Source organism: Pseudobdellovibrionaceae bacterium, assembly GCA_023898385.1.
Lineage (GTDB): Bacteria > Bdellovibrionota > Bdellovibrionia > Bdellovibrionales > UBA1609.
In genome coordinates this window covers 2,852,198-2,874,727 of the sequence record CP060220.1, presented here as the reverse complement: position 1 = coordinate 2,874,727, position 22,530 = coordinate 2,852,198, and the positions used below count along the sequence as shown (strand labels likewise).

24 protein-coding genes and 1 tRNA gene are annotated in these 22,530 nt (G+C 46.5%); 10 read left to right on the top strand and 15 right to left on the bottom strand.

The window, feature by feature from the left end:
* Nucleotides 1–46: 46 nt before the first annotated feature.
* Nucleotides 47–496: a hypothetical protein gene (locus H6626_13240; GenBank protein ID USN47137.1), complete on the bottom strand. Its 450-nt coding sequence runs from the start codon at nt 494–496 to the stop codon at nt 47–49.
* A 223-nt stretch (nt 497–719) separates the two neighbouring features.
* Here H6626_13240 and H6626_13235 point away from each other — a divergent pair, with 223 nt between their 5' ends.
* Genes H6626_13235 through H6626_13210 form a run of 6 tightly spaced genes read left to right on the top strand, consistent with a single transcriptional unit; the run spans nt 720 to nt 5,330 of the window.
* A complete protein-coding gene (locus H6626_13235; protein USN47136.1) occupies nt 720–1,478 on the top strand; it encodes a DUF2520 domain-containing protein in 759 nt (252 codons plus the stop codon).
* Nucleotides 1,475–2,263: a 3-methyl-2-oxobutanoate hydroxymethyltransferase gene (gene panB / locus H6626_13230; GenBank protein ID USN47135.1), complete on the top strand. Its 789-nt coding sequence runs from the start codon at nt 1,475–1,477 to the stop codon at nt 2,261–2,263. The genes H6626_13235 and panB overlap by 4 nt, the downstream gene beginning before the upstream one ends.
* On the top strand, nt 2,263–3,015 hold the full coding sequence (gene panC, locus H6626_13225; GenBank protein ID USN47134.1) for a pantoate--beta-alanine ligase: 753 nt from the start codon (nt 2,263–2,265) through the stop codon (nt 3,013–3,015). Before panB ends, panC begins: the two co-directional genes overlap by 1 nt.
* A complete protein-coding gene (coaBC, locus tag H6626_13220; GenBank protein ID USN47133.1) occupies nt 3,002–4,189 on the top strand; it encodes a bifunctional phosphopantothenoylcysteine decarboxylase/phosphopantothenate--cysteine ligase CoaBC in 1,188 nt (395 codons plus the stop codon). Before panC ends, coaBC begins: the two co-directional genes overlap by 14 nt.
* Nucleotides 4,186–4,956, top strand: a complete 771-nt coding sequence (locus H6626_13215) for a type III pantothenate kinase (GenBank protein USN47132.1) — start codon at nt 4,186–4,188, stop codon at nt 4,954–4,956. The genes coaBC and H6626_13215 overlap by 4 nt, the downstream gene beginning before the upstream one ends.
* A 17-nt stretch (nt 4,957–4,973) precedes the next feature.
* Nucleotides 4,974–5,330, top strand: coding sequence for an aspartate 1-decarboxylase (locus H6626_13210; protein USN47131.1), 357 nt, complete (start codon nt 4,974–4,976; stop codon nt 5,328–5,330).
* Between the two features lie 14 nt (nt 5,331–5,344).
* Here the strand turns inward: H6626_13210 and H6626_13205 are convergent, their stop codons facing one another.
* The 6 genes from H6626_13205 to H6626_13180 are packed head-to-tail and all read right to left on the bottom strand — an operon-like array spanning nt 5,345 to nt 11,888.
* On the bottom strand, nt 5,345–6,637 hold the full coding sequence (locus H6626_13205) for a hypothetical protein (protein USN47130.1): 1,293 nt from the start codon (nt 6,635–6,637) through the stop codon (nt 5,345–5,347).
* A 46-nt stretch (nt 6,638–6,683) separates the two neighbouring features.
* The gene (locus H6626_13200; GenBank protein ID USN47129.1) at nt 6,684–7,607 is read right to left on the bottom strand and encodes a hydroxymethylglutaryl-CoA lyase; all 924 of its coding nucleotides are present in this window, start codon (nt 7,605–7,607) and stop codon (nt 6,684–6,686) included.
* Between the two features lie 2 nt (nt 7,608–7,609).
* The gene (locus H6626_13195) at nt 7,610–7,984 is read right to left on the bottom strand and encodes a hypothetical protein (GenBank protein USN47128.1); all 375 of its coding nucleotides are present in this window, start codon (nt 7,982–7,984) and stop codon (nt 7,610–7,612) included.
* A complete protein-coding gene (locus tag H6626_13190; protein ID USN47127.1) occupies nt 7,981–9,471 on the bottom strand; it encodes an ATP-grasp domain-containing protein in 1,491 nt (496 codons plus the stop codon). The genes H6626_13195 and H6626_13190 overlap by 4 nt, the downstream gene beginning before the upstream one ends.
* A 3-nt stretch (nt 9,472–9,474) precedes the next feature.
* Nucleotides 9,475–10,272, bottom strand: a complete 798-nt coding sequence (locus H6626_13185) for an enoyl-CoA hydratase/isomerase family protein (protein ID USN47126.1) — start codon at nt 10,270–10,272, stop codon at nt 9,475–9,477.
* An 8-nt stretch (nt 10,273–10,280) separates the two neighbouring features.
* Nucleotides 10,281–11,888 carry a methylcrotonoyl-CoA carboxylase gene (locus H6626_13180; protein USN47125.1) on the bottom strand — a complete coding sequence of 536 codons (1,608 nt, stop codon included), beginning with the start codon at nt 11,886–11,888 and terminating at the stop codon, nt 10,281–10,283.
* A 127-nt stretch (nt 11,889–12,015) separates the two neighbouring features.
* Here H6626_13180 and H6626_13175 point away from each other — a divergent pair, with 127 nt between their 5' ends.
* Both H6626_13175 and H6626_13170 read left to right on the top strand, forming a co-directional pair.
* Nucleotides 12,016–12,441, top strand: a complete 426-nt coding sequence (locus tag H6626_13175; protein USN47124.1) for a hypothetical protein — start codon at nt 12,016–12,018, stop codon at nt 12,439–12,441.
* Nucleotides 12,431–13,486: a methyltransferase domain-containing protein gene (locus H6626_13170; protein ID USN47123.1), complete on the top strand. Its 1,056-nt coding sequence runs from the start codon at nt 12,431–12,433 to the stop codon at nt 13,484–13,486. Before H6626_13175 ends, H6626_13170 begins: the two co-directional genes overlap by 11 nt.
* A 194-nt stretch (nt 13,487–13,680) precedes the next feature.
* Here the strand turns inward: H6626_13170 and H6626_13165 are convergent, their stop codons facing one another.
* Nucleotides 13,681–14,127: a ribonuclease HI family protein gene (locus H6626_13165; GenBank protein ID USN47122.1), complete on the bottom strand. Its 447-nt coding sequence runs from the start codon at nt 14,125–14,127 to the stop codon at nt 13,681–13,683.
* Between the two features lie 12 nt (nt 14,128–14,139).
* Nucleotides 14,140–14,562 carry a hypothetical protein gene (locus H6626_13160; GenBank protein USN47121.1) on the bottom strand — a complete coding sequence of 141 codons (423 nt, stop codon included), beginning with the start codon at nt 14,560–14,562 and terminating at the stop codon, nt 14,140–14,142.
* Between the two features lie 217 nt (nt 14,563–14,779).
* On the opposite strand from H6626_13160, the gene H6626_13155 reads away from it, so the two are divergent.
* Entirely contained in the window at nt 14,780–16,453 is a 1,674-nt protein-coding gene (locus H6626_13155) for a hypothetical protein (GenBank protein USN47120.1), read from the top strand.
* Nucleotides 16,454–16,542: 89 nt separating this feature from the next.
* Here H6626_13155 and H6626_13150 read toward each other — a convergent pair.
* The 5 genes from H6626_13150 to H6626_13130 all read right to left on the bottom strand — a co-directional run bounded on the left by H6626_13150 (nt 16,543) and on the right by H6626_13130 (nt 21,037).
* Nucleotides 16,543–16,619 (bottom strand) — tRNA-Ile (locus tag H6626_13150).
* 19 nt (nt 16,620–16,638) lie between these two features.
* A complete protein-coding gene (rpoD, locus tag H6626_13145; protein USN47119.1) occupies nt 16,639–18,477 on the bottom strand; it encodes an RNA polymerase sigma factor RpoD in 1,839 nt (612 codons plus the stop codon).
* Nucleotides 18,478–18,509: 32 nt separating this feature from the next.
* Nucleotides 18,510–20,348, bottom strand: coding sequence for a DNA primase (locus tag H6626_13140; protein ID USN47118.1), 1,839 nt, complete (start codon nt 20,346–20,348; stop codon nt 18,510–18,512).
* Between the two features lie 18 nt (nt 20,349–20,366).
* Complete coding sequence (locus tag H6626_13135; GenBank protein USN47117.1) at nt 20,367–20,816, bottom strand: GatB/YqeY domain-containing protein; 450 nt, start codon at nt 20,814–20,816, stop codon at nt 20,367–20,369.
* Between the two features lie 17 nt (nt 20,817–20,833).
* Nucleotides 20,834–21,037 carry a 30S ribosomal protein S21 gene (locus tag H6626_13130; protein USN47116.1) on the bottom strand — a complete coding sequence of 68 codons (204 nt, stop codon included), beginning with the start codon at nt 21,035–21,037 and terminating at the stop codon, nt 20,834–20,836.
* A gap of 175 nt (nt 21,038–21,212) precedes the next feature.
* Between H6626_13130 and H6626_13125 the strand changes: the two genes are divergently transcribed.
* Nucleotides 21,213–21,710, top strand: coding sequence for a nucleoside deaminase (locus tag H6626_13125; GenBank protein USN47115.1), 498 nt, complete (start codon nt 21,213–21,215; stop codon nt 21,708–21,710).
* Here H6626_13125 and H6626_13120 read toward each other — a convergent pair.
* Entirely contained in the window at nt 21,688–22,383 is a 696-nt protein-coding gene (locus H6626_13120) for a hypothetical protein (protein ID USN47114.1), read from the bottom strand. The genes H6626_13125 and H6626_13120 overlap by 23 nt on opposite strands.
* Nucleotides 22,384–22,530: the final 147 nt, after the last annotated feature.

Below are 22,530 nucleotides of genomic sequence, written 5' to 3'. Positions count from 1 at the left end.
ACGACGTAGCGCTGTGCAACGCAAAAAGGAAAGGGATACCTTTTCGCTATTGCGGGTCATGCACTTTGATAATGTATTTTTTTAATCCCGCCTGCTCGATGGTGGCTGAGAGTCTTTCCCAGTTCACCTTTCGTCGACTTCGTGGCTGATTGAGTCGGGTCAGCGGTACTACCGATAAGATCACACCTTCCCCCGGCGGGTCGTCCAGGGCATTTAACCACTGTACGCCGGAGTGATCGGCTTTCGCTGTAAGTTCTAATCCCCGAACCCACAAATGACCCCCTTTTAGAATGGGATCAACTTGATAATAGACCTTGTCGGCCTCATTCAGCTCCTGACGCAACCGATAGTAGGTGACCGCCCCTATTGAATCCCAATGCTCAAATTCGGTGGGTTTCATTTTCAATACCAACCGAGCCGACACGAGAGAATGAACCCCCATTGTTAGGCCTACGAGAACCATCAAACCCAAGATTATGACTGCCAGCTTTTTCATTGGTTGCGGTTCTTATCACTTTAAATCCCGCTGGCAACCTACTTGCTGCCTTGCGCCATAGAGATTACCTTTGCTGGTAAAATCTGCTAAAAAAGAAGGCAACTCTAAACCCTTAAGCCAGACACTGTTGTGTTGGGCCGGTGATCGAAAAGGCAGACTCTCTAGCTGCTATTTTTTAGTTCCGTGAGGTTGGATGATTTTAACTACGATAAGGACTTGATCCATGGGACAGGTACCAAAGTCGCCAAAGTATCTCATTGTTGGCTCCGGCCGATTGGCGCGACATTTACATTTTTATTTTCAATCCCTCGAGGTGCCCCACTGGCAGTGGGCGCGAAAACCCTTAAGAGAATTCAATACACTCAACATTGACGACTTTCCCTATGCAGGAGATCGCCTTACACATTCCCTTGAACAAGTCGATCATGTCTTACTGGCTATATCTGATCAGGCTCTGGTGAGTTGGGCCAGCCAACAACACTTTGGCGAAAAAGTGGTGGTTCATTTTTCTGGAAGCCTCACCTTGCCCAACATGGTGACTCTGCACCCGCTAATGACTTTTGGCCCTGAGCTCTATGAAAAAGAACTCTATCCTCAAATTCCGTTTGTCTATGTTTCAGAAAGCACCTCGTTTGATCAGGTGTTTCCAGAATTGCCTAATCCGAGTTTCCCCTTAGAAGAGAAAAATTTTGCTTTGTACCATGCTTTGTGTGTGATCTCGGGGAACTTTCCCACCGTCTTGGCCCAGGCTTGTTTTCAAGAGTTTGAAAAATACCTTGGGTTGCCCAGAGAAGTGTTGTTTCCATTTTTAAGAGTCACAATGAATAACATCCTCACATACTCGGAGTCAGCTCTGACCGGGCCGCTGGCTAGAGGCGACAAGCAGACTATTGACAAAAATTTGCAGGCCCTATCGGGAAACCCACTTTCAGATATCTATGAATCGTTTCTTAAATTTTATAAAACAACGAGACCACAATGAATTCACTGAGCTTCTTAGTAAAAAAATCTAACGGCGAAAAAATCAGTATGGTTACTTGCTACGACTACTGGTCGGCGTGTTTACTGGCAGATTCTGATGTGGACTGCCTATTGGTCGGCGACAGTGCGGCAATGGTCATGCACGGACACGCATCTACGCTGCCCATTTCTATTGAACAGATGGCTTGGCACGTTTCTGCGGTTTCCCGTGGGGCCGCAAAAAAATTTATCGTGGGTGACTTGCCATTTTTATCTTACCGTAAAGATTTAACTGAAAATATGAAGGCCGTAGAGGCCTTGGTCAAAGCTGGTGCCCACGCAGTAAAACTTGAAGGCGCAGCTGGAAATTTAGAACTTGTAAATTACATTGTTGAAAGCGGTGTTCCTGTCATAGGCCACCTCGGGCTAACACCACAATCAGTGAATATGCTGGGTGGATACAAAGTTCAGGGCCGAGATCAACAAGCGGCAGATAAATTGCGAACACAATCGCTATTGCTTGAAAAAGCCGGAGTTACGGCATTAGTTCTTGAATGCGTGCCCAGCGTTTTGGCCCGAGAAGTCAGCGAAAGTTTAAAAATCCCAACCATCGGCATCGGTGCCGGCCCAGATACCGATGGACAAGTTCTGGTTTTACACGACCTCCTTGGAATGAATAAAGATTTCCGCCCCAAATTTGTACGGCAATTCTTAAGTGGTCAACATTTGGTCGTTGAAGCACTCAACAACTTTCATCAGGCCGTGGTGTCAGGCGATTTTCCTTCACTCAAAGAGAGCTTTGAATAATGAAAGTATTTTCTCATATAGAAAACTGGCAAAAAATCAGAAAAACCCTCAATGGATCGTTGGGATTTGTACCCACCATGGGAGCCTTGCACGATGGTCATTTGTCGTTGGCCTTACGATCTCGAAGCGAAAACGATCGTACAATTTTTAGCATTTTTGTAAACCCGACCCAATTTGATAATCCCCAAGACCTACAAAATTACCCACAATCCCTTGAACAAGATCTGTCGAAACTTAAATCCGCAGGCGTGGATTTCGTGCTTACCCCGCATTTTAATGACCTCTACGCTGATAACTACCAGTTTCAGGTACAAGAGAGACAACTCAGTCAGTTGCTCTGTGGGGCGCATCGGCCCGGCCATTTTTCGGGAGTGCTGACCGTTGTCTTAAAGCTTTTAAACATTGCTCAAGCTCATAAAGCTTATTTTGGCGAGAAGGATTATCAACAGTACTTGCTCATTTCACAAATGGTGCGAGCGTTCTTTTTGCCAACAGAAATTGTACCTTGCTCTATTGTGCGAGATACGGATGGCTTGGCACTGAGTTCGCGAAATCTTCGCCTTTCACCTTCTGAACGAGCAATGGCGCCAAAGCTTTTTGAGACAATTCAATCCGCTGCATCGGCAGAAGATGCAAAAAAGAAACTGGAGGGCCTTGGCTTCAAAGTGGATTACATTGAAGATCTTTTTCATCGTCGTTTTGCCGCAGCCAGCCTCGGCCAAACAAGGTTAATTGATAATGTACCCCTCTAAAATCATCGTCGCCCTTACGGGATCCATTGCCTGCTATAAAGCCTGTGAGTTGATTTCGCTCTTAATCAAAAAAGGATTTGATGTGCAGACGGTGGCATCTACTTCTGCTCTCGAGTTTGTGGGTGAAGCGACCCTGGAAGGACTGACAAGAAAACCCGTCTTGACGAGTCCATTATCTCGCAGCTCTATGATGCAACACATAGACTTACCGAAGTGGGCAGATGCTTTGGTCATCGCACCGGCCACCGCCAATACCATAAACAGTATGGCTGCCGGCTTGGCCTCTGACCTGCTCGGAAATATTTTGCTCGCTTGGGAGCCCCAAAAGCCCCTACTCGTCGTCCCGGCAATGAATCAAAAAATGTGGGCTCATCCATCAGTACAAAAAAGCATTGATCAACTAAAAAGCTGGCACCATGTCATTGTGCCGCCCACTTCCGGCAATCTTGCCTGTGGCGAAACCGGGCTCGGCCGCCTGGCAGAGCCTGAAGTTATTTTTAGCCAAATTGTGAAACAACTCAATCCTCAGGGAAAAAAGGTTTTGATTACAGCCGGCGGCACTCAAGAGCCTTTAGATGATGTGAGATGTATATCAAACAATAGTTCAGGCCGCACTGGACTGTTTTTGGCCGAGAGGTTATTTGAGGCCGGATTCAATGTCACTTTGTTAAAATCAGGCGTGTTGGAAACCAAATATCCAGACATTTCTACTCTCCCATTTAGAACATTTGATGATTTGGATCAACAACTTCGAAAAGTCTTAAGTGAAACCTCTTTTGACTTTGTCCTGCATGCCGCGGCTGTCAGTGATTTTAGAGTGAAAGAACCCTTGCCTGGAAAGATCAAATCCACAGATGAGTTGAATTTGTCACTCGTTCCCAATGAAAAACTGCTTTCAAAAATAAAGACCTATTCGCTAAATCCCGATCTTAAGGTGATCGGATTCAAACTCACATCGGGCGCCACTGAAGATGAAATTGCGTCGGCGGTGAAACGACAAATGTTAGGAGAAAATTCGGATTGGGTCTTACACAATGATTTAAAGCTCTTAAGTGATACTTCACATCATTTTAGCCTTTTTGATCCGACGGGAGTCGTCGCTACTGGTCCCTCCAAGTCAGAAATGGCCAATCAATTTATCCATCTCTTACGAGATGAGGGAGTGACTCCATGATTTTATGTTTGGATGTGGGAAACACACAGATCTACGGGGGAGTTTTTAAAGACGATTCCCTGCTGCTTCAGTTTAGAAGATCCTCACCCACAGGGGCTTCTTCCGATGAAACCGGTCTTTTTTTAAGAAGTGTATTGCGAGAAAATGGCCTTAACCCTGATGATGTGTCACAAATCGCCATTTGTTCGGTGGTTCCCGACGCCCTCCACTCATTGAAAAACTGTTGCCTAAAATACTTCAAGTGCCGCCCCTTTGTCTTACAGGCCGGCGTAAAAACCGGATTAAAAATCAAATATCGTAATCCGGTTGAGGTGGGTGCTGATCGAATCAGCAACGCTGTAGCGGCAATTGAAATGTTCCCCGACCAGAACCTCATTGTCGTGGATTTTGGTACGGCGACCACGTTCTGCGCGATCAACGCCCAACGCGAATATCTGGGTGGAGTAATTATTCCGGGAATGAAAATTTCCATGCGCGCCCTTGAAAGTAATACCGCAAAACTTCCCGCTGTTGAAATCTTGCAACCTCCTCAAACACTTGGGCGCGGTACCGTGGAGAGCATTCAATCCGGCCTCTTTTACGGTGCCGTGGGCGCCATACGAGAAATAACTGAGCGAATCACCAACGAAGTATTCCCCAACAGTAGGCCCCTCATCATCGGCACTGGCGGATTTGCCAGTTTATTTTCTGATACAAAAATTTTCGATCAGGAAATACCCGACCTCGTTTTGCAGGGGCTTCGACGATCGTTAATTTTAAATACTTAATCGAAAAGGACAACAAAATGCGTCTTACACTATTAAAATCTAAACTCCATCGAGCCACTGTCACAGATGCGGACCTTAGCTACGAGGGTTCAATATCTATTGATCCTGCCCTATGTGACTTAGCTCATTTGCACAAATTTGAAAAAGTGGAAATTTACAACTGTAATAACGGAGCGAGATTTTCGACTTACGTTATTCACGGCAAAGCGGGAGAGATCTGCCTCAATGGTGCCGCCGCCCGCATGGTTCAAAAAGGAGACCTTGTCATCATTGCCTGTTACGCAGACTATGACTCTGAAGAAGCGGCTCAACATCAACCTGAGCTCATTTTGCTTGATGAAAACAACAAGCCCAAAGGAAAAACTAACATTTAAAACACTAAATACGGTCAATTCTTTTTTGCTAAACGTAATATTGTGATTGCATCGATTGCACTGACCGGACGATAAGCCTTCAACTCGTGATCCGGTCTAAGGGCGTTCCAACGAAATTTCTTTTTCAACTCTGACAGTGAACTAAGATCTGTCCCATTAAAGTTGGTGTGCGACCCAAAGTCTCTCGCCCAAAGCATTAGAGATGGCAAATGGAACCTTACAAATACGGCGCCAGCATGGTGTGTGAAAAAGGCTTCAGCCCCTTGATTCTTTAAGAGGTCCCAACGCCATGACCCTTCCCCGCAATCCTGCAAATAAATAACACTTTCCACGCCCTCTTTGTACCGCTCTAAAATCTCGGTGATTTTTGGAATGCTACATTGCCGAATCCAGGCTATCTGCTGGGGAAATAGGGCTTGCACAACCATCTCTGTGGTATTTCTCTCTCCTGGAATCAACGAAAAAAACTGGTGGAGGTAGCTTTGAATGCCCCTTTGTATAGACGCAGTATTCACATCACGAAACACATCCAAATGAAGCAAGTAAGATGAACCCCGGTTTGCCATGGTGTCTTTTAGGCCTAATAGAAATTTTCTACGATCGCGAAGGTCTTGTGTGGCATAGAAGTCAAAAAGGGCTTCTCGTAAAAACTCTCTCAAGCTCCACTCTGTGGCCGTAGCCATCACTTTATTTACGATAAGGCTTTCTATTGAAAGCCCACAAAACTCTTGATGTCGAAAATAGGGCTGCCCGGTACAGTATTCGGACCAGCTCAAAACGCTAAAGGGAAATCCAGCATTTTGCGACGCCAACGCCAAATGACCACTTAGATTTTCGGCTTTCAGCAAAAAATCACCGATCGCCATTTTTAACCACTGATTTTCAACAAACTTTTCATTGATTTGATTGAGCCAAAGATCAACCACGACCGACTCAATTTCTGACTGGGCCAAACTATAACTCAAGATGGCCCCACCCGGCCCTTCTATGAAGTCTTTTTGAGACACTAATGAGACCTTAAGTTTTAGTTTTTTGCCCGGCACGGGTAACCAGGCCTGTAGACGATTCAACGCTTCAACCCGCTCGATAATTGACCAAAGATTTGTTAGCTCTGAAGAGACCGCTGGGTCCGCCTGCCGCTGGCGAAACTCACACGAATCAATCAGCTCACCGTTTGATCGCTCAATGACTAAAGATTCAACAACGATAGAATTAATACAAGAATCAAAGGTCAATGCCCTTTGCAACAGCACGGACGATACAATAACAAGCACTACAGTGATTACTAGGCCTATGATTCTCCTCATAAGCTAAAAAGTTAGCGAAATTAGTGCCATAATTTAGATATACAGGCTACTTCCAGCCCAGAGGTAAACCCGCCTGGCCCACGTGTGAGGGCAAACTATGACCCACCCGTTTTTCTAGCCATTGGCGCATGCTTACAAGTTTGTTGATATCAAGCCCCGTGGAATACCCCATTCCCTCAAGCATATATGCTAAATCCTCAGTGGCCTGATTTCCAGAGGCTCCTTTGGCATAGGGGCAACCACCTAGGCCCCCAACGCTGGTGTCAAAGGACCGAATACCAAACTGTAGACTCGCATACACATTAGCGAGGGCCGTCCCACGAGTGTCGTGAAAATGCATGGCAATTTTATTTAAAACCACAGCTCTGTTTAACCTTTTTAAAAGGTCATTAACCTGCTTTGGTGTTGCAACACCAATGGTGTCGCCTAATGACACCTCGAAGACCCCAAGATCAAGCATTCGAGAAACGAGCTTAACCACCCGGGTTTGCGATACGTTACCTTCATACGGGCAGCCAAAAGCCGTACTCAAGTACCCTCGCACTCGAATTTTATTTTGGCGGGCCATTTTCAGCACCTCTGCGAAACGATCAAAACTCTCATCTATGGAACAGTTAATATTTTTTCTCGAGAACGACTCACTGCAAGCGCCAAAAATAGCCACCTCTTTAATTGGTGTCTTTAATGCGTCCTCCATCCCTCTGGGGTTCGGCACAAGAGCACTGAAATTTAAATCTTTTGGTAGTTGACCCTGTTTTTGCTTATCAAATACTTTTTTTACCAACCGACCTGAACCAGCCATTTGCGGCACCCATTTCGGAGAAACAAAAGCGCCAACTTCAATGTTTTTTAAACCGGCGTCAGCTAATTTTTTTACTAGTTGGTATCGAGTGGTCAATGAGAGTGGCGATTTTTCGTTTTGGAGTCCATCGCGCGGCCCCACTTCCACAATTTTTATTTTTTTTCCCATATTTACTCTTCTTTTATTTCAGCAAGTATCTGACCAAGACTCACTTGTTCGCCTTCTTGACAGTTGAGATCGGCCAATACACCAGTTATCTCTGCCGACAACCTGTACTCCATCTTCATCGCTTCCATTGTCACGATAGGCGAACCCACTTCAACCTTGGAGTTTAATTGCGCATGAATCTTAATGATCTTTCCAGGCATTGGTGCAACGATTTTTCCTGGGCTTTCTGAAAGCGCTGCGTGGCCACCGCTGCGACGCGGGCCTTCTGGTGAATGTACAATGGTCTTTCCGTCATAGTGCAACCAGAGTTTTCCACCTAAACGTTCTGCCACCACTTTGTAGGTCTGGCCATTTACTTCAAGCAAAAAACGTCTCATTTATGGCTCCACTGATACTTCCACGGGCTTACCGCGTCTGGTCCTTCGCTCATCATAGCTGAACTTGACTCGGCCACTTTTTCATTCACTTCATCGATGATTGCCCTATCTGTGGATGAAATAGGCTTTGCCTCTATGCCTTTTGGAAAATTAGCGGCTATAAAGCCTGTAGTCATTGATCCCTCAACAAATTCTGGATGACTCAAAATTGACAATAAATACGGAATGTTGGTTTTCACGCCAAAAATAATTGTATCTTTTAAGGTCTGTCGCATTTTTTCTATGGCGCGAGCACGGGTTTCATCATAGGTCACAACTTTGGCAATCATCGAATCATAGTAGGGAGTCACTTCATCCCCGGCCTCAAAACCCACTTCAAATCGACGCCCAGGACCTCGGGGCCAAACGCAGCTACCAAGCACCCCCGTGCTGGGAACACCATTAGCATAAGCGTCTTCAGCGTAAATCCGACATTCAATAGAATGTCCCCGCGGGAACAGTTCATCCTGCATCCAATAGAGACTCTGATCCATAGCTGTCTGAAGCTGGGCCTTTACCAAATCAACGCCCATGACCAACTCAGTGACCGGATGTTCCACCTGTAAACGAGTGTTCATTTCAAGAAAATAAAACTGCCCATCTTGCACTAAAAACTCAACGGTACCAGCACCCTTGTACTTCGCGGCCTGTGCTATTCGCACAGCCGCTTGCGCCATACTTTCCCTCAATGAAAAATCCAACAGAGATGCTGGCGCCTCTTCAATAACTTTTTGATGACGCCTTTGCACGGAGCATTCTCGTTCATATAAGTGAAAAATCTCTCCATCAGCGGCCCCGAAAATTTGTATTTCCACATGTTTTGCCCGACCCAAATACTTTTCAAGAAACAATCGCTCCGAGCCGAAGGCGGCAAGGCCCTCTCTCGCCGCAGATTGAACGGCCTCTTCAAGCTGGGATTCACGCTCTACAACCCTCAAGCCTCGACCACCGCCTCCACCAGCCGCCTTCACAATCACGGGATAGCCTATTTTACTAGCTTCTTCACGCATGCGGCCCAGGGATTGATCTTCGCCCTGGTAACCTGGAATGATCGGGCCTCCTGCTTGCTCCACTAATTTTTTGGCTGAAATTTTATCGCCAAAAAGCTCAATGGATTGAGGGCTTGGACCAATGAAGATCAATCGGTTGGCCAAGCACGCTTTTGCAAATTCCGCATTTTCTGATAAAAAACCAAAACCAGGGTGAATGGCATCGGCGGCAGCACTTCGAGCGCCTTGAATGGTCGAGGCGATATTCAAATAACTACTAGAGACCTCGGCGCCGCCAATGCAAACCACTTCGTCCGCCAAACGATAAGCCAGGGTTTTTTCATCGGCCTCAGAGTGCAATAGCACCGTATCCAATCCCATTTCTTGACAAGCTCTGATAATACGAACCGCAACTTCTCCACGGTTGGCAATGGCCACTTTTTCGATCTTTCGAGACATAATCTACTCTTTTATACTTTCACACCAAGCTGGCTTTCGTTTTTGAAAAAATGACTGAAGCCCCTCTTGCCCCTCTGCACTCACTCGCCTATGGGCAATGACCTTGATGGCCTCTTCCGCAATGGGGCTTGTTACAGCAAGTGACTGCTGCCAAACCTTGCGTATGAGCCTCTTCGTCTCTTTCATCGCTTCAGGGCCCGCTGCCAATACAGAATCTATACACTTTTGAAGGTGTTCTTCTATTTTATTTTCTGCACCAACGTAATGAACCAAACCCATTTGTTGAGCTTCAGTTACTGTAAAAATTTGCCCCGTTAACATCCACTGTGAAGCCAAACTCAATGAGGCTTTTGACAACACAAAGGGGCTAATCACCGCGGGGACGAGCCCTAATTTGACTTCGCTGAATGCAAACTGGGTTGACGCTTCAGCCACGACAACGTCACAAATAGAAATTAACCCCATGGCACCACCCATCACGTGCCCATGTACTCGTCCAAAAACGGGAACTGGACAACTAAATGCCTCGCTAAACATCGCAAACAACTGCCTAGAATCTTGAATATTCTGCTCTTCGCTGAACTGGGCCATCGATTTCATATAGGTAAGGTCTGCCCCCGCAGAAAAGCTCTTTCCTGCCCCAGACAACACCACAGCTCGTATCGTCGTGTCTTCTTTAACCGCTTTAAAAACCGTAGTTAGCTCAGCTATCATTTCTGGATGAAAGGCATTTCTGAAGTCGGGACGATTCATTTCTATAAATCGAACGGAACCCTTATCATTCACCAATATGTTTTTCACAAAATCTCCTAAAAACGAAACACACCTTTAACAGGGTCTCCCCACGAACGGTTATAGCTGGCACTGATCCCCAGTGCTAGTACCTTACGAGTGTCCACCGGGTCGACAATGCCATCATCCCATAATCTTGCGCTGGAATAATAAGCCGAACTCTCATTGGCATACTTATCAAGAACGGGCTGTTTAAATTCGGCTTCATCTTGATCCGTAAAGCTCTTGCCTTCTGCGGCCCACTGGTCTTTTTTAACTGTCAGTAAAACATTCGCGGCCTGTTCTCCGCCCATGACCGATATTCGAGCGTTTGGCCACATCCATAGCTGCCGCGGTTGAAACGCCCGACCGCACATACCGTAATTACCCGCACCATAAGAGCCACCAATGATCACTGTGAATTTTGGCACCCGTGTGGTGCTCACAGCCATCACCATTTTTGCGCCATGCTTGGCTATCCCTTCATTTTCATATTTTTTGCCCACCATAAAACCAGTGATGTTCTGCAAAAATATGAGTGGGATAGATCGTTGATCACAAAGCTCGACAAAGTGTGCCGCTTTTTGAGCACTTTCACTAAAAAGCACTCCATTGTTTGCAACTATACCCACTGGATATCCAAAAATGTGGGCAAAGCCAGTGACTACAGTCTCGCCAAAATATTCTTTGAATTCATGAAACCGGCTGCCGTCAACGATTCGAGCAATCACTTCACGCACATCAAAAGGTTGCCTCGTGTCCTTTGGAATGATCCCGTAAAGTTCGCTAGATTTATAAATCGGCTCCTCGGGACTTTGCAAAGCCGCCGATATTGTTTTTTTTCGATTCAAATGAGCCACAATACTGCGAACAATTTCTAGTGCGTGTTCGTCGTCTTCTGCAAAATGATCGGTGACGCCACTTATTTTACTATGAGTCATGGCCCCACCCAATTCTTCTGCTGAAACCTCTTCACCAGTGGCTGCCTTAACCAAGGGTGGGCCACCTAAAAAGATCGTCCCATTGCCCTTTACAATAATGTTCTCATCACTCATAGCTGGTACATAGGCGCCACCCGCAGTACAACTTCCCATAACTGCAGAAATTTGGGCGATCCCCAAAGATGACATTCGGGCTTGATTATAAAAAATTCGACCAAAATGATCTCTATCCGGAAACACCTCATCTTGCATGGGCAAAAAAGCACCCCCACTGTCGACGAGGTAAATACAAGGAAGACCGTTCTCAAGAGCAATCTCTTGGGCCCTTAAATGTTTTTTTACCGTCATCGGAAAATAGGTGCCGCCCTTAACCGTGGCATCATTGGCCACTATTACACACTCTTGACCGCTGACCATTCCGACTCCAGTGACAATGCCCGCTGCCGGCGCTTGCCCTTTGTACATACCAAATGCGGCAAAAGCAGAGAGTTCCAAAAATGGCGACCCTGGGTCGATGAGCTTTGCAATTCGGTCCCGAGCCGTCAGCTTGCCTCGGCTTCGATGTCTTTCCACATAAGCCTCACCACCACCTTTTTCCACTTTCCCTCGGAGCCGATGATATTCATCCAACAACCCCTTCATGGCTGATTGATTTTCTTTGAATTGGGGCGCGTTGATATTGATACGTGATTCTAAAACCGCCATTATAACTCCACTTAATCTTACAGCTCACCGCGTTGTCCAGCTAGGGACGGAGATTCGTTGCCGCTGCCTGCCGCATAGGCTAGGATGAAAACACATTGAAATCAATCACCTAAGAGGGCGCAACCCCATGAAATACATCAGTCTGCTACTTCTGGCAGCCGCTATGCATTGGACTTGGACCGTATTTAATCGACCACCTGTGATTGCTGAAACAGTGCACATGGATATTCAAAAAAGTTTGTCCGATTATATTTCAGAGTACATCCAATCCCAACGCCCCTCGGCCCGTAATGTGGTCTTTCGACAAATCTGGACAGAAAGCATCGGCAAAAACAAAGTCAAAGCCTCTTTTAGCTACAGTTTCGAAGATTCAGATGTTGAGACCGGAGACGTGGATGTGGCCCTCGAAGGGTATGCCATTTTGAACCGGGCAAACACTGATAAGTCGGGCAACTCATGGAGCTTTGATGAGCTCTACATCCTTAATGACAGTGTCGAATTTAAAACACCCATGCTCATTGAGGGTGATCTAAAGGACGCTGATGAACTCTAACTTTCGCTTTATCCAGTTGGATGAAGAGGGTTATTTTCACTTCAACGGTGTACGCGTCGTCGATACCGAGCAAGGACAACATCTTCTTAGTCAGCTTCGCCAAGAAGGATTAAGATTTGTAACCCACTCGGATGGGTACGACGTCATTGTCGAAGCCTTTGACGAACCCTATGTCGTCAAACAAGTGTTCAAAAAACCGGGCCAAAAATGGAAAGCCCTAATGCCCTATCAGTTTCAGATCGATTTTGACCTTCATACCCTCAGTGTGGATGAGTGGGATCGGTTTCACGGAGTGGCCACCAACGGCGTGCCCTTTATACTATCAAATTCGGCACAACATGATTTCTTTGATCAATTGGATGAATTTGATGATGACAGCATCACAGCGGATGGCGAGCGGATTCTGGTAGGCCCGTGGCTTATTGATTGCCAAGGCGATTCAACTCCAGACCATGCTGAGTTTTGGAGTTGCAAATATAAACAAGAAGAAAAACCCGGATGGGAGTTGGATGCTCCCAGCCCGCCGCTTGTAAATATTGTGCCCCGATTAAAAATACCCAAAAGTCGAATTATCGTATTGGGGTGTGGGACCGGCAACGATGCTTCTTTTTTGGCGAGCCAAGGTCATCTTGTCACGGCAGTAGATATCAGTGAAGAAGCGATCTTGCGAGCCAAGGCCAAATATCCAGAAACCAAACTGCTCAAGTATATTCACGACGATATTTTTAATTTGGGCCAAGACCATTTTAAACAGTATGACGTAGTGTTTGAACACACCTGCTATTGCGCCGTAAACCCCTCTCGGCGAAATGACCTTGTGGTCCTGTGGCGAAAGCTACTTCGTGAAACAGGCCATCTTCTCGGTGTATTTTTCACCATGGAAAAGCGGACAGGCCCTCCCTTTGGGGGAAGTGAATGGGAAATCCGTCAGCGCATCACAAAGAATAAATTTGATGCTTTATTTTGGGAGCGAAGCAAACAGTCTATTCCGGGACGAATGGGTACAGAATTGGCCGTCTATGCCCAATTGATGAACCCGTTTTGATCGGAGTCTGATTCGCCGTTAATTGTGCGGCGCAGAGTGAAACCCGCAAGATTTAGCTATCTAATAACTTAATGAACAAAAAAGTCGTTTGGTTTCTTGTGGTATTCGGTTTGCTTTGCATCGTATTGATGTATCACAATTTCTTTTCATTCTAACATTCAAAAAAAGAAACCAATTTCAGCTGCTGAGATTTTTTAAAATATTTCATCCAAAACCATGTTGGCCAACTTATCAGCTCGAGCATTTTGCTCCCGACGAACATGCTCAAAGTTCACCTTTGGAATGGTTCTAGCAACGTCACGACACGCCAAAAAAAGTGGCTTCAATCCTTCTGATTTGACCTTGTATTCGCCCGTGAGCTGACGAATCAAAAGCTGGCTATCACTACGCAGGTGCAACAATTTGACATGATTTTCTGAGGCCAACTCCAAAGCCTTTAACACGGCTGAATATTCGGCATAATTATTGGTTTGAGTGCCCAATGCCTCAGCGTATTCAAACAATGTTTCACCCTCGGCATCTAAAACAGTTAACCCGAGTGAGGCGTCGCCAGGATTACCTCGACTGGCACCATCTGTGTGAATGACCACTTCATCGGGCCAATTGGTCGCATTTCCCATAGAGAGATTTTTGTTGTTCATGCTTGAAACATATCAAAAGCTATAAGCGATGCAAGAAAGCTGTGCGAGGACTTTGTAGTTTTTCAAATACTGCCCTGCCAGCTTCACGCGATAACCGCGATCGCCTAATGGTTCCACAACTGGCTCAGTCAAACTCAATTGCAGTTGCTGATTGTCTCTCCATTGACAATCATACTTGCCACCGACAATTTTGCAGCGAGCTGTCTGCGACGGCTCCAATTGTTGAAAATACTGAACCTGAAGAAAGCGATCGTCACTGTGTACGAGGGATGGATTAATCACTATTCGCTCCAATACCTTCATGTTTGTTGAACGACACTCCACCTGTTGGGTGAGATCCACTTCTACCGCATCAGGCATCTCCTCGCCCACGGTACTTGAAGTCAGTGGGTAGGCGAACATTATGGCAAACAAGATAAGGGCGCGAATCTGCACCAAGTCCTCTCTAGCTAAGGGTTTTAGCCTTCGTAGCACCCTTACTGCGGGCCCTCAACCAGATTCTAAATAGCCCCGGCGACCAGGAAAAATTGACCAAAATCGGGCACTTCCGTGGCCCAGAATCGTCACACTAAACCGGGTCCCATGGCCAAAATCGAACACATTCGACTTGAGCCCGCCTTTTCCAGCCAACTTTTTGCATCACTGAAGCCACATGAAATCAAATGGCTCCACATCTTTATCGCCCGTTATCAGACTCTCAGCCCTTTTGGCTGCCGGTTGGGCTTCAGCTCTTTTGTTGGGCTGTGGGGCACCTCCCGGAACCCCGGTGACTCAAACCTACAATGCGCCGGTGGCTTATCAGCCTCAACAGCCAGCGACCCCAGGGTCTCCCCAGCCACCTCCTAAGCAGCAACCATTAAATTTGCGTTTTCAAGCCAACGCCATCGATCACCAAGCCATCCCGCAAGTGCCTTTTGCCGCTCCCCTGGCGTCTTTTTCATCGGATGTCACTGATGTGACCGTAGAAGAAGTGGACCCACAAAAGTCTTCTCTTAACTTGAGTGTTGTGTGGAAAGAGGGTCAGCAATTAGAGCGATCTCTTTTTCAAATCAAACCAACTACTGCTGGTAAAATCGTTGGATCCACAGTCAGTGGTCCACTTAAAATCACAGAGGCTATTTGCGTGAGCGATAACTGCCAAACTATCGCCCTACGTGGTGAACGAAGTCCTGATAAGTCGCAAATCCAACTGCGCATCTATCAACGTATTGAGTACATGAAAGCTGACACTCCCCTCAAAAAAGAGGCTCCCTTGTTATTGAAGGACGCTGTAAAATATCATCTGCCCATACGTCGCTTTCGTATTGATGTATTAGGCGGAGCTTCGTTTGAACGTCTCGTGGTCAGTCGGCCCCAAGTGGACGAAATTGAAGAGCCATTTTTTGATGACAGCGATGATACGCAAGTGGAAGTCATCGGCGCACCCAATGCCGCGCCATTAACCGCACCGGCCCACCCAAGTGACTCGGCTTCACACGACACTTTGCCATCGGACCCTGATGACAATACTGTGGTGATCTCTGTGGTAGCAGACAACCCTGCGCCACCAGAAATTTTAGTTATTCCCTTAGAACCTGAAGACATTTTGCCCACGCCCACGCCCACTCCCCGGCCTGCACCATCACCTCAGACGGACAACCCGCCGGCCACCACATCTGCCCCACCGTCTGAGACCCCAACAGTTGTAGCTGATGCACCGGACGTTGTGGTCACACCCCACGCTAATGAAGCCTTTGATTTAAATCTTCCCCTGGATGTTGTGGGTCGCAATCAATACATCAACAATCCGCAAATGATCACAAGCGCCTTTGAAATGAACCCACCTAGTGCTCTGCCACCCGGCGAAGCCTCTGCTCGAATTGCAAAAGTCGCAAAAACCTTTGTAGAGCAAAACGTTCAAGTTTACAGGAACGCATGCAATATTTTTGTTATCACCGTATTGGCTGTAAGTGGCTACCCCATTGATCGCAATTACGTAGCTGACGAATTTGACCAGCTTTTTAGCTATAATCAACAGCTTCAAGACTGGGAAAAGGCCGCTTTTTCCGGCATTGAAGATATAGACCTCGTTCGAAGCCAAGATTCAGTGCATGCCACCCTTGAAAACCTCACATCAGGGCTTTCAACAGTGGGCCAATGGCCTAAAACAGGGAGCCGGCGCTACGGCCATGTGGGTTTTATTTTAAAGGAAGGAAGCGATTTATTCACCATCGATGCCAGCCTTGATGGCCGAGCCCCAAGAATGAAACGGGTTAAAACAAAAACCTATTTAATGAATAGCAAACGTCGGCAGATGAATCTATTCTCCGAACCCAACGTCCTTTAGATGACTTTTATAATGAACAATTGAAGCGCGAACAAACTCGCCAAGGCCCTATCAAGCCAATAAAAAAACCACCCGGTGGGTGGTTTTTTTGGTAGGGGCTGCAAGACTCGAACTTGCGATCCTCCGGTTATGAGCCGGATGCTTTAACCAACTAAGCTAAGCCCCCATCACTAATAAAAACTAAATTATTCGCCACCTTCGATAAAGGCCTTTAACTTACCCGACCGACTCGGATGCCGAAGCTTGCGAAGCGCTTTTGCCTCAATCTGTCGAATCCGCTCACGAGTAACGTTAAAGTCTTGACCCACTTCCTCTAGGGTATGGTCACTTTCTTCACCGATACCGAAACGCATCCGTAATACCTTTTCTTCACGAGCAGTCAACGTGGCAAGTACCTTACGCGTCTGCTCTGCTAGGTTGAGGTTTACGATGGCCTCAGCTGGATTAATAACATTTTTGTCTTCAATAAAATCGCCCAAGTGAGAGTCTTCCTCACCCACAGGGGTTTCAAGACTTATGGGTTCTTTAGCAATTTTCAGAACCTTTCGCACTTTTTCTACCGGCATATCCATTTTCTCGGTGATTTCTTCAGGCGTGGGCTCCCGACCCAATTCCTGAACAAGCAACCGCGAAGTACGAACAAGCTTGTTGATGGTTTCAATCATATGCACAGGCACACGAATGGTTCGCGCTTGGTCTGCAATAGCGCGTGTGATGGCCTGACGAATCCACCAGGTGGCGTAAGTGGAGAATTTGTAACCCCGACGATATTCAAACTTATCAACGGCTTTCATAAGACCGATGTTGCCCTCTTGAATCAAATCCAAGAACTGTAAACCACGGTTTGCGTATTTTTTCGCAATAGACACAACAAGCCGCAGGTTTGCTTCAACTAGCTCTGATTTTGCCTTGTCGGCCTCGCGCTCACCACGCCAAATGAGCGTATTCGTGTCACGAATCCACTCAAAGGTCATTTCAGTTTCAGCAGCTAAACGATCAAGACGTTTTTGCGCATCAATGGCTTCCGTGGCATAACCTCTGAACTTTGAATAAGACAACCCTGTTTTCTGAGTCATCTTTTGCGCTTCTTTATCACTGTTTTCAATCTGCTTATACCAATTAGCCAGTTCATTTACGTCGTTTGTGAATGTGAATTTAACACCTTCGCGAATCCGTTTTCTTAGCACCGTCATGCGGGATACGAGATTTTTAAACTTGATAACAATACGATCAATTGTCTTTCGATTAAAGTTAATGGTTTCAAAGTTTACCATTAACTCTCTATTTAACTTCGTTAATAGCTCTTCGGCTTTGATTGTTTTTTCAGATTCACGAGAATTATCGCGAATTACAGTGAACTGCTTGCGGGCTTTTTTCTCATAAGCTTGCACATGACCAATCAATTCATGAATTTTTTCGATGTACTCTTGCTCTTCGTACTGGGTCTCTTCATCTTCAAGACCGCGAAAAATCGCTTTCACCTTTAGTCGACCTTCATCAAGACGACGGCCAAGTTCGATAATTTCTCGTGTACCGATGGGTGACATCAAAATGGCGCGAACAATTTCACGCTCCCCTCGTTCAATACGCTGAGCAATTTCAACCTCTCCCTCGCGGGTTAACAGCGAAACGCTTCCCATCTTTCGAAGATAAAGGCGCACAGGGTCGTTACTGCGGCTGTCTGTGGCTTCTTCCTGCTCGTCTTCGTCTTGATCGCCCTCAAAGGCTTTCTCGGGGTCGGCCAGAAATTCGTTGTCATCGTCTTCTTGGGGGCGATTATTTTCTGACACCTCTGTAATTACTACACCATTGACCTCAAGACTCTGCATGAAGAAATCAAGGACGCCAGGGTCCACTATTTCTGCTGGCAACTGGTCGTTGATCTCTTCAATTGAGATCCCCCGTTGCTCTTTGGCCATCTTGGTAATTCTTTGAATTTCCTCAGCTATTAAGGATTTTTGTTGCTCAACCGTAAGCTCTACAACTTCCTCACGCTGGTTATTTTTACCTGGTTCTTTTGCCATTTATTTTGCTCCACAAACCTTTTTCAAGGACCCTAATCTTTTTGAAGTGTTCTTCTATCTCGATGAATATTCATAATCTGTTCCAACCGCTCCATTTGCTCCGATGGATTGGACGCTTTTAACCGCGCCGACAATTCCCGCGATTTAAAGCGCAAATAACGTTCTCGCACCTGTCGACTGCAGTCGGCGAAAACCTTTTTTAAGCCCTCAGCCTCCATTGAGGCGAGTGGCTCCGCTAAATACTGGCTTATGACCCCCGGTGAATCTACGAAATTCACTAAGCAAGGCGATAACTTAGCAAAGTCACTTGGCATTTGTCCATAAGCTTCACGTATTCGGCCAACAACTTGTTTAAGACCCTGGCTACTGAACTGATCTGCAAGATCAGAGGCCAAAAGCTCTTTTAATCGCTCTTCATCCTTTAAAGCGATGTTCACGAGAAAAACTTCGGCCTTCGGCGCTCCAGAAAGGGGAATCAGGGCCTCATCATTTTTGACGCCCTGAGCTGCTTTTTGGGTTACTCCTACCTTTTCAGTGGATGCGGGTCGAGGGGTCGGAGCACTAGAAAAAATACTCCTCGCAACCCATTCTGGGGCCACTGTCAATCGACTGGCCACCTCAGTCACATAGAGATCTCGCAGCCGCCGATCGGGAATGACTTGAATAATGGGACCAATCTGATCCAGTACAGCCACTTTATCACCAGAAGCCCCTCGATAGTTCTCAAGGATATGCTCTAAGACCACATTAAATAACTCTGGTGCGGCTTTGATTTCCTGCCCCAGGGCATCTGCACCGACCTGTTTTACATAGTCATCGGGATCTTGTTTATCAGATAGCACCAATGTTCTTGGAATTAACCCTTCAGCCAAAAGTATCGGCAGTGCCCGGTGTGCCGCCTCTTGTCCCGCCTGATCACCATCAAAGAAAACCAAAACATTTTTTGTGTATCTCTTTATGAGCTTTGCGTGGCCACTTGTAAAAGCAGTTCCCAATGGGGCCACTACATTTTTGATACCTGTACTAAACAGCGCCAAAAGATCCATATAGCCCTCGACCACCACCGCCAGATCTTCTGTGCGAATGAATTTTGCTGTTTCATTTAGACCATAAAACACGTGGCTTTTGTTAAAAACTTCTGACTCAGGACTATTAAGGTATTTTGGATTATCATCGCCGAGAGCCCGGCCACCAAACGCTATGAACTCGCCCATGGGCGACTGAATGGGAAACATCAGTCGATTGCGAAAAAGGTCATAGTGTCCGTTCTTACCCTTTGTCCGCTGCCGCACAAGACCCAGTTGCTCTGCCACAGTCACTGGCGCCTTTTGTTGCTCAAGATAATCAGCCAGCTCACTCCAACCATCGGGCGCATAACCTAAATGAAATAAATCGACAATATCCTCACTCAAGCCCCGCTGTTTGACGTAAGCCCGCACGGGATGATCTGCCGAAAGTGATTTTAACTTCTTGTGATAAAAAACCGCCGCAAAGCGGTTGAGCTTCCACATGATCTTTTTAGCATCGTGTGTGACCTTGGTTTGCGCCTTTGCTGTGGGCGGCAGGTCTTTGGGCTTTGGTATTTCTATGCCCGATCGATGGGCCAAGTACTCCACTGCTTCGGGAAATGTAAATCCGCGTATGCCCTGCAAAAAGGTATAAATGTTGCCAGCCTTTTTACAGCCAAAGCAATAATACAACTGCTTGTCTTCAGACACCGAAAAGCTCGGTGTTTTTTCGTTGTGATCTGGAAAAGGACAAAGTCCTGTCAGCCGATGGCCAACACGTTTTAGCTGAGTGAATTCTCCAATAATATCTACGATATTATTAGCCTCTCTCACCTTTTCGATAAAGTCTTGTTCGAATCTCATATTGGAAAAGCAGCTAGCTTAGGACTGAAGCTTTTCTTTGACGACTTCACTGACCACGCGGTTGTCAGCAGCACCTTTAGTTTTTGCTATAACTTCTTTCATAACAGCCCCCATTTGTTTCACTGAATCAGCGCCCAATGCAGCGATGACTTCTGTGACGACCCCTTCTAGCTGTTCGCGGCTCATTTGTTGAGGCAAATAGCCCTCAAGTACGGACAGTTCGAATTTTTCTTTTGCCTCTAAATCTTCACGCCCAGCTTTGGAGTATTGTTCAATGGAGTCTTGGCGTTGCTTCACTTGCTTCTTAATGACCCCTAAAACGTCATCGTCACTGATCGCGTTGGGGCGCACTTCAATTTCTCTGTTTTTTACAGCGGCCTGTAAAAACCGAAGACAATTTAAACGCTCTTGATCTTTTTCTTTCATGGCTGACTTTACGTCAGCCATGATTTGGTCTTTTAAACTCATGAAGTGTAAAACCTTGGTTATCGGCCTCGTTGCTGCTTTTTCATTTTTTTCGCCATGCGCTTACGAGCAGCGATGGATTTTTTCTTTCGACGAACGCTAGGCTTTTCAAAGTGTTCTCGTTTTTTAATATCAGACAAAATGCCCGCTTTTTCGCACGACTTCTTGAAACGACGAAATGCCTGTTCAAATGATTCGTTTTCTCGAATTCTGACTAGTGCCAATTGACCTCACCTGCCCTTCTCTACACATGAATTTTGGGAAACTCGAAAGTTTCCGTTTTAGGGAGCCTGTGGGATAGCAGATCATGACGCTCTTGACAAATTGAAAGATTCCCTTATGGCTATGGCCTAATCTGGCCTTCAAAGGCCCCACAATGGAGGCGTCCCCGCTAGCTTTTTGCGGCGCAATAATATGGGATTTTTACAGGAAGACATCGACTATATGAAGCAGGCGCTGGCCCTTGCTGATCAGGCTGCCGCTCAAGATGAGGTCCCCGTTGGCGCTATCGTGGTCTTTGAGGGACAGGTCGTGGGGCGCGGTCTCAACCACCGTGAAGGTTCAAAAACCGCACTTGGCCACGCCGAGGTCATGGCGATGTCTGAAGCCTCTAAGGCCTTGGGGCGCTGGCGGCTTTCTGATTGCACGCTTTATGTGACGCTTGAACCGTGCCTCATGTGCGCAGGAGCCATGCAACAAGCTCGGCTGGGACGACTGGTTTTTGGGGCCCATGACCCAAAAGGTGGGGCGGTAAAGTCCCTTTATGAGGTCCTCTCGGACCCTCGACTGAACCACCAGGTGCCCGCTGAGGGCGGCTTGCTCGAGGAAGAGTGTGGTGCCCGGCTTTCTGATTTTTTTAGAAAAAAGAGGGCTTCTACTGCATCAAGCCGCGACTAAGCCCCGATGTGGGAATTAGCCTAAACCCGCGCGAGTGTACTGCATCATTTTGGGCACCCCAAACATGCCTGGGGAATAAACATTCTGTGCGTTTGTTCTTTTCAAGATCATAACCCTCAGTGGGAACGGCTAAAAACACTGCGAAGGCCAAAACTTCGCCAGAGGCTTTTTCTTTTACAGCATTCCAGCGCAATGAATATTGATCTGGCTTGGTAGTCACTGCCACCATCTTTTTGACTTCTTCACTAACATCTTCGCTAGAAAACATTTCGGGGTCCGCAAACCCACAATAGGAATATACGTTTTCAATTTCTGAAGGCGTGTTGGCGGCAATCTTTTCAAGGCCGTCGGCACCCAGTTTTTCGCTCAGGTTACTTTCAAATGCATCTTTCCAGTTGGGGCCCGCCGTCCAGGTGAGCTCCAAAGTGGCGGGCACATCTACGGCCTTAAAGGACGACTCTAATTTTTGTAGATAGGTTTTTTGCTCATTTGAAAGCTGCTGATAATTTAAAGTTCGGCGAAACTCTAAAAAAGTATGATAGATCTCTGAAAGGCTGGGCTCTTTAGAGCCATCGATTAAACGAGAAAAATCAATGCCCTCAGCCCGAGCTAACGAACCGGTCAACCCAACAACGACAACTAGCCATCCAGCCAAAATGTATCGAACGCCCATCAGCACCCCCTCTAGGCAAAATATTTTGGAGGTAAGGTGGTAACATATTCTACTGTAGGGACGCCAACAAAAGGCGCCACCAACACTTAGCGTTAGGCGGTGTCCACGTTGACTATCAATCCTTGCAATGATGATTCTAGGCCCGCC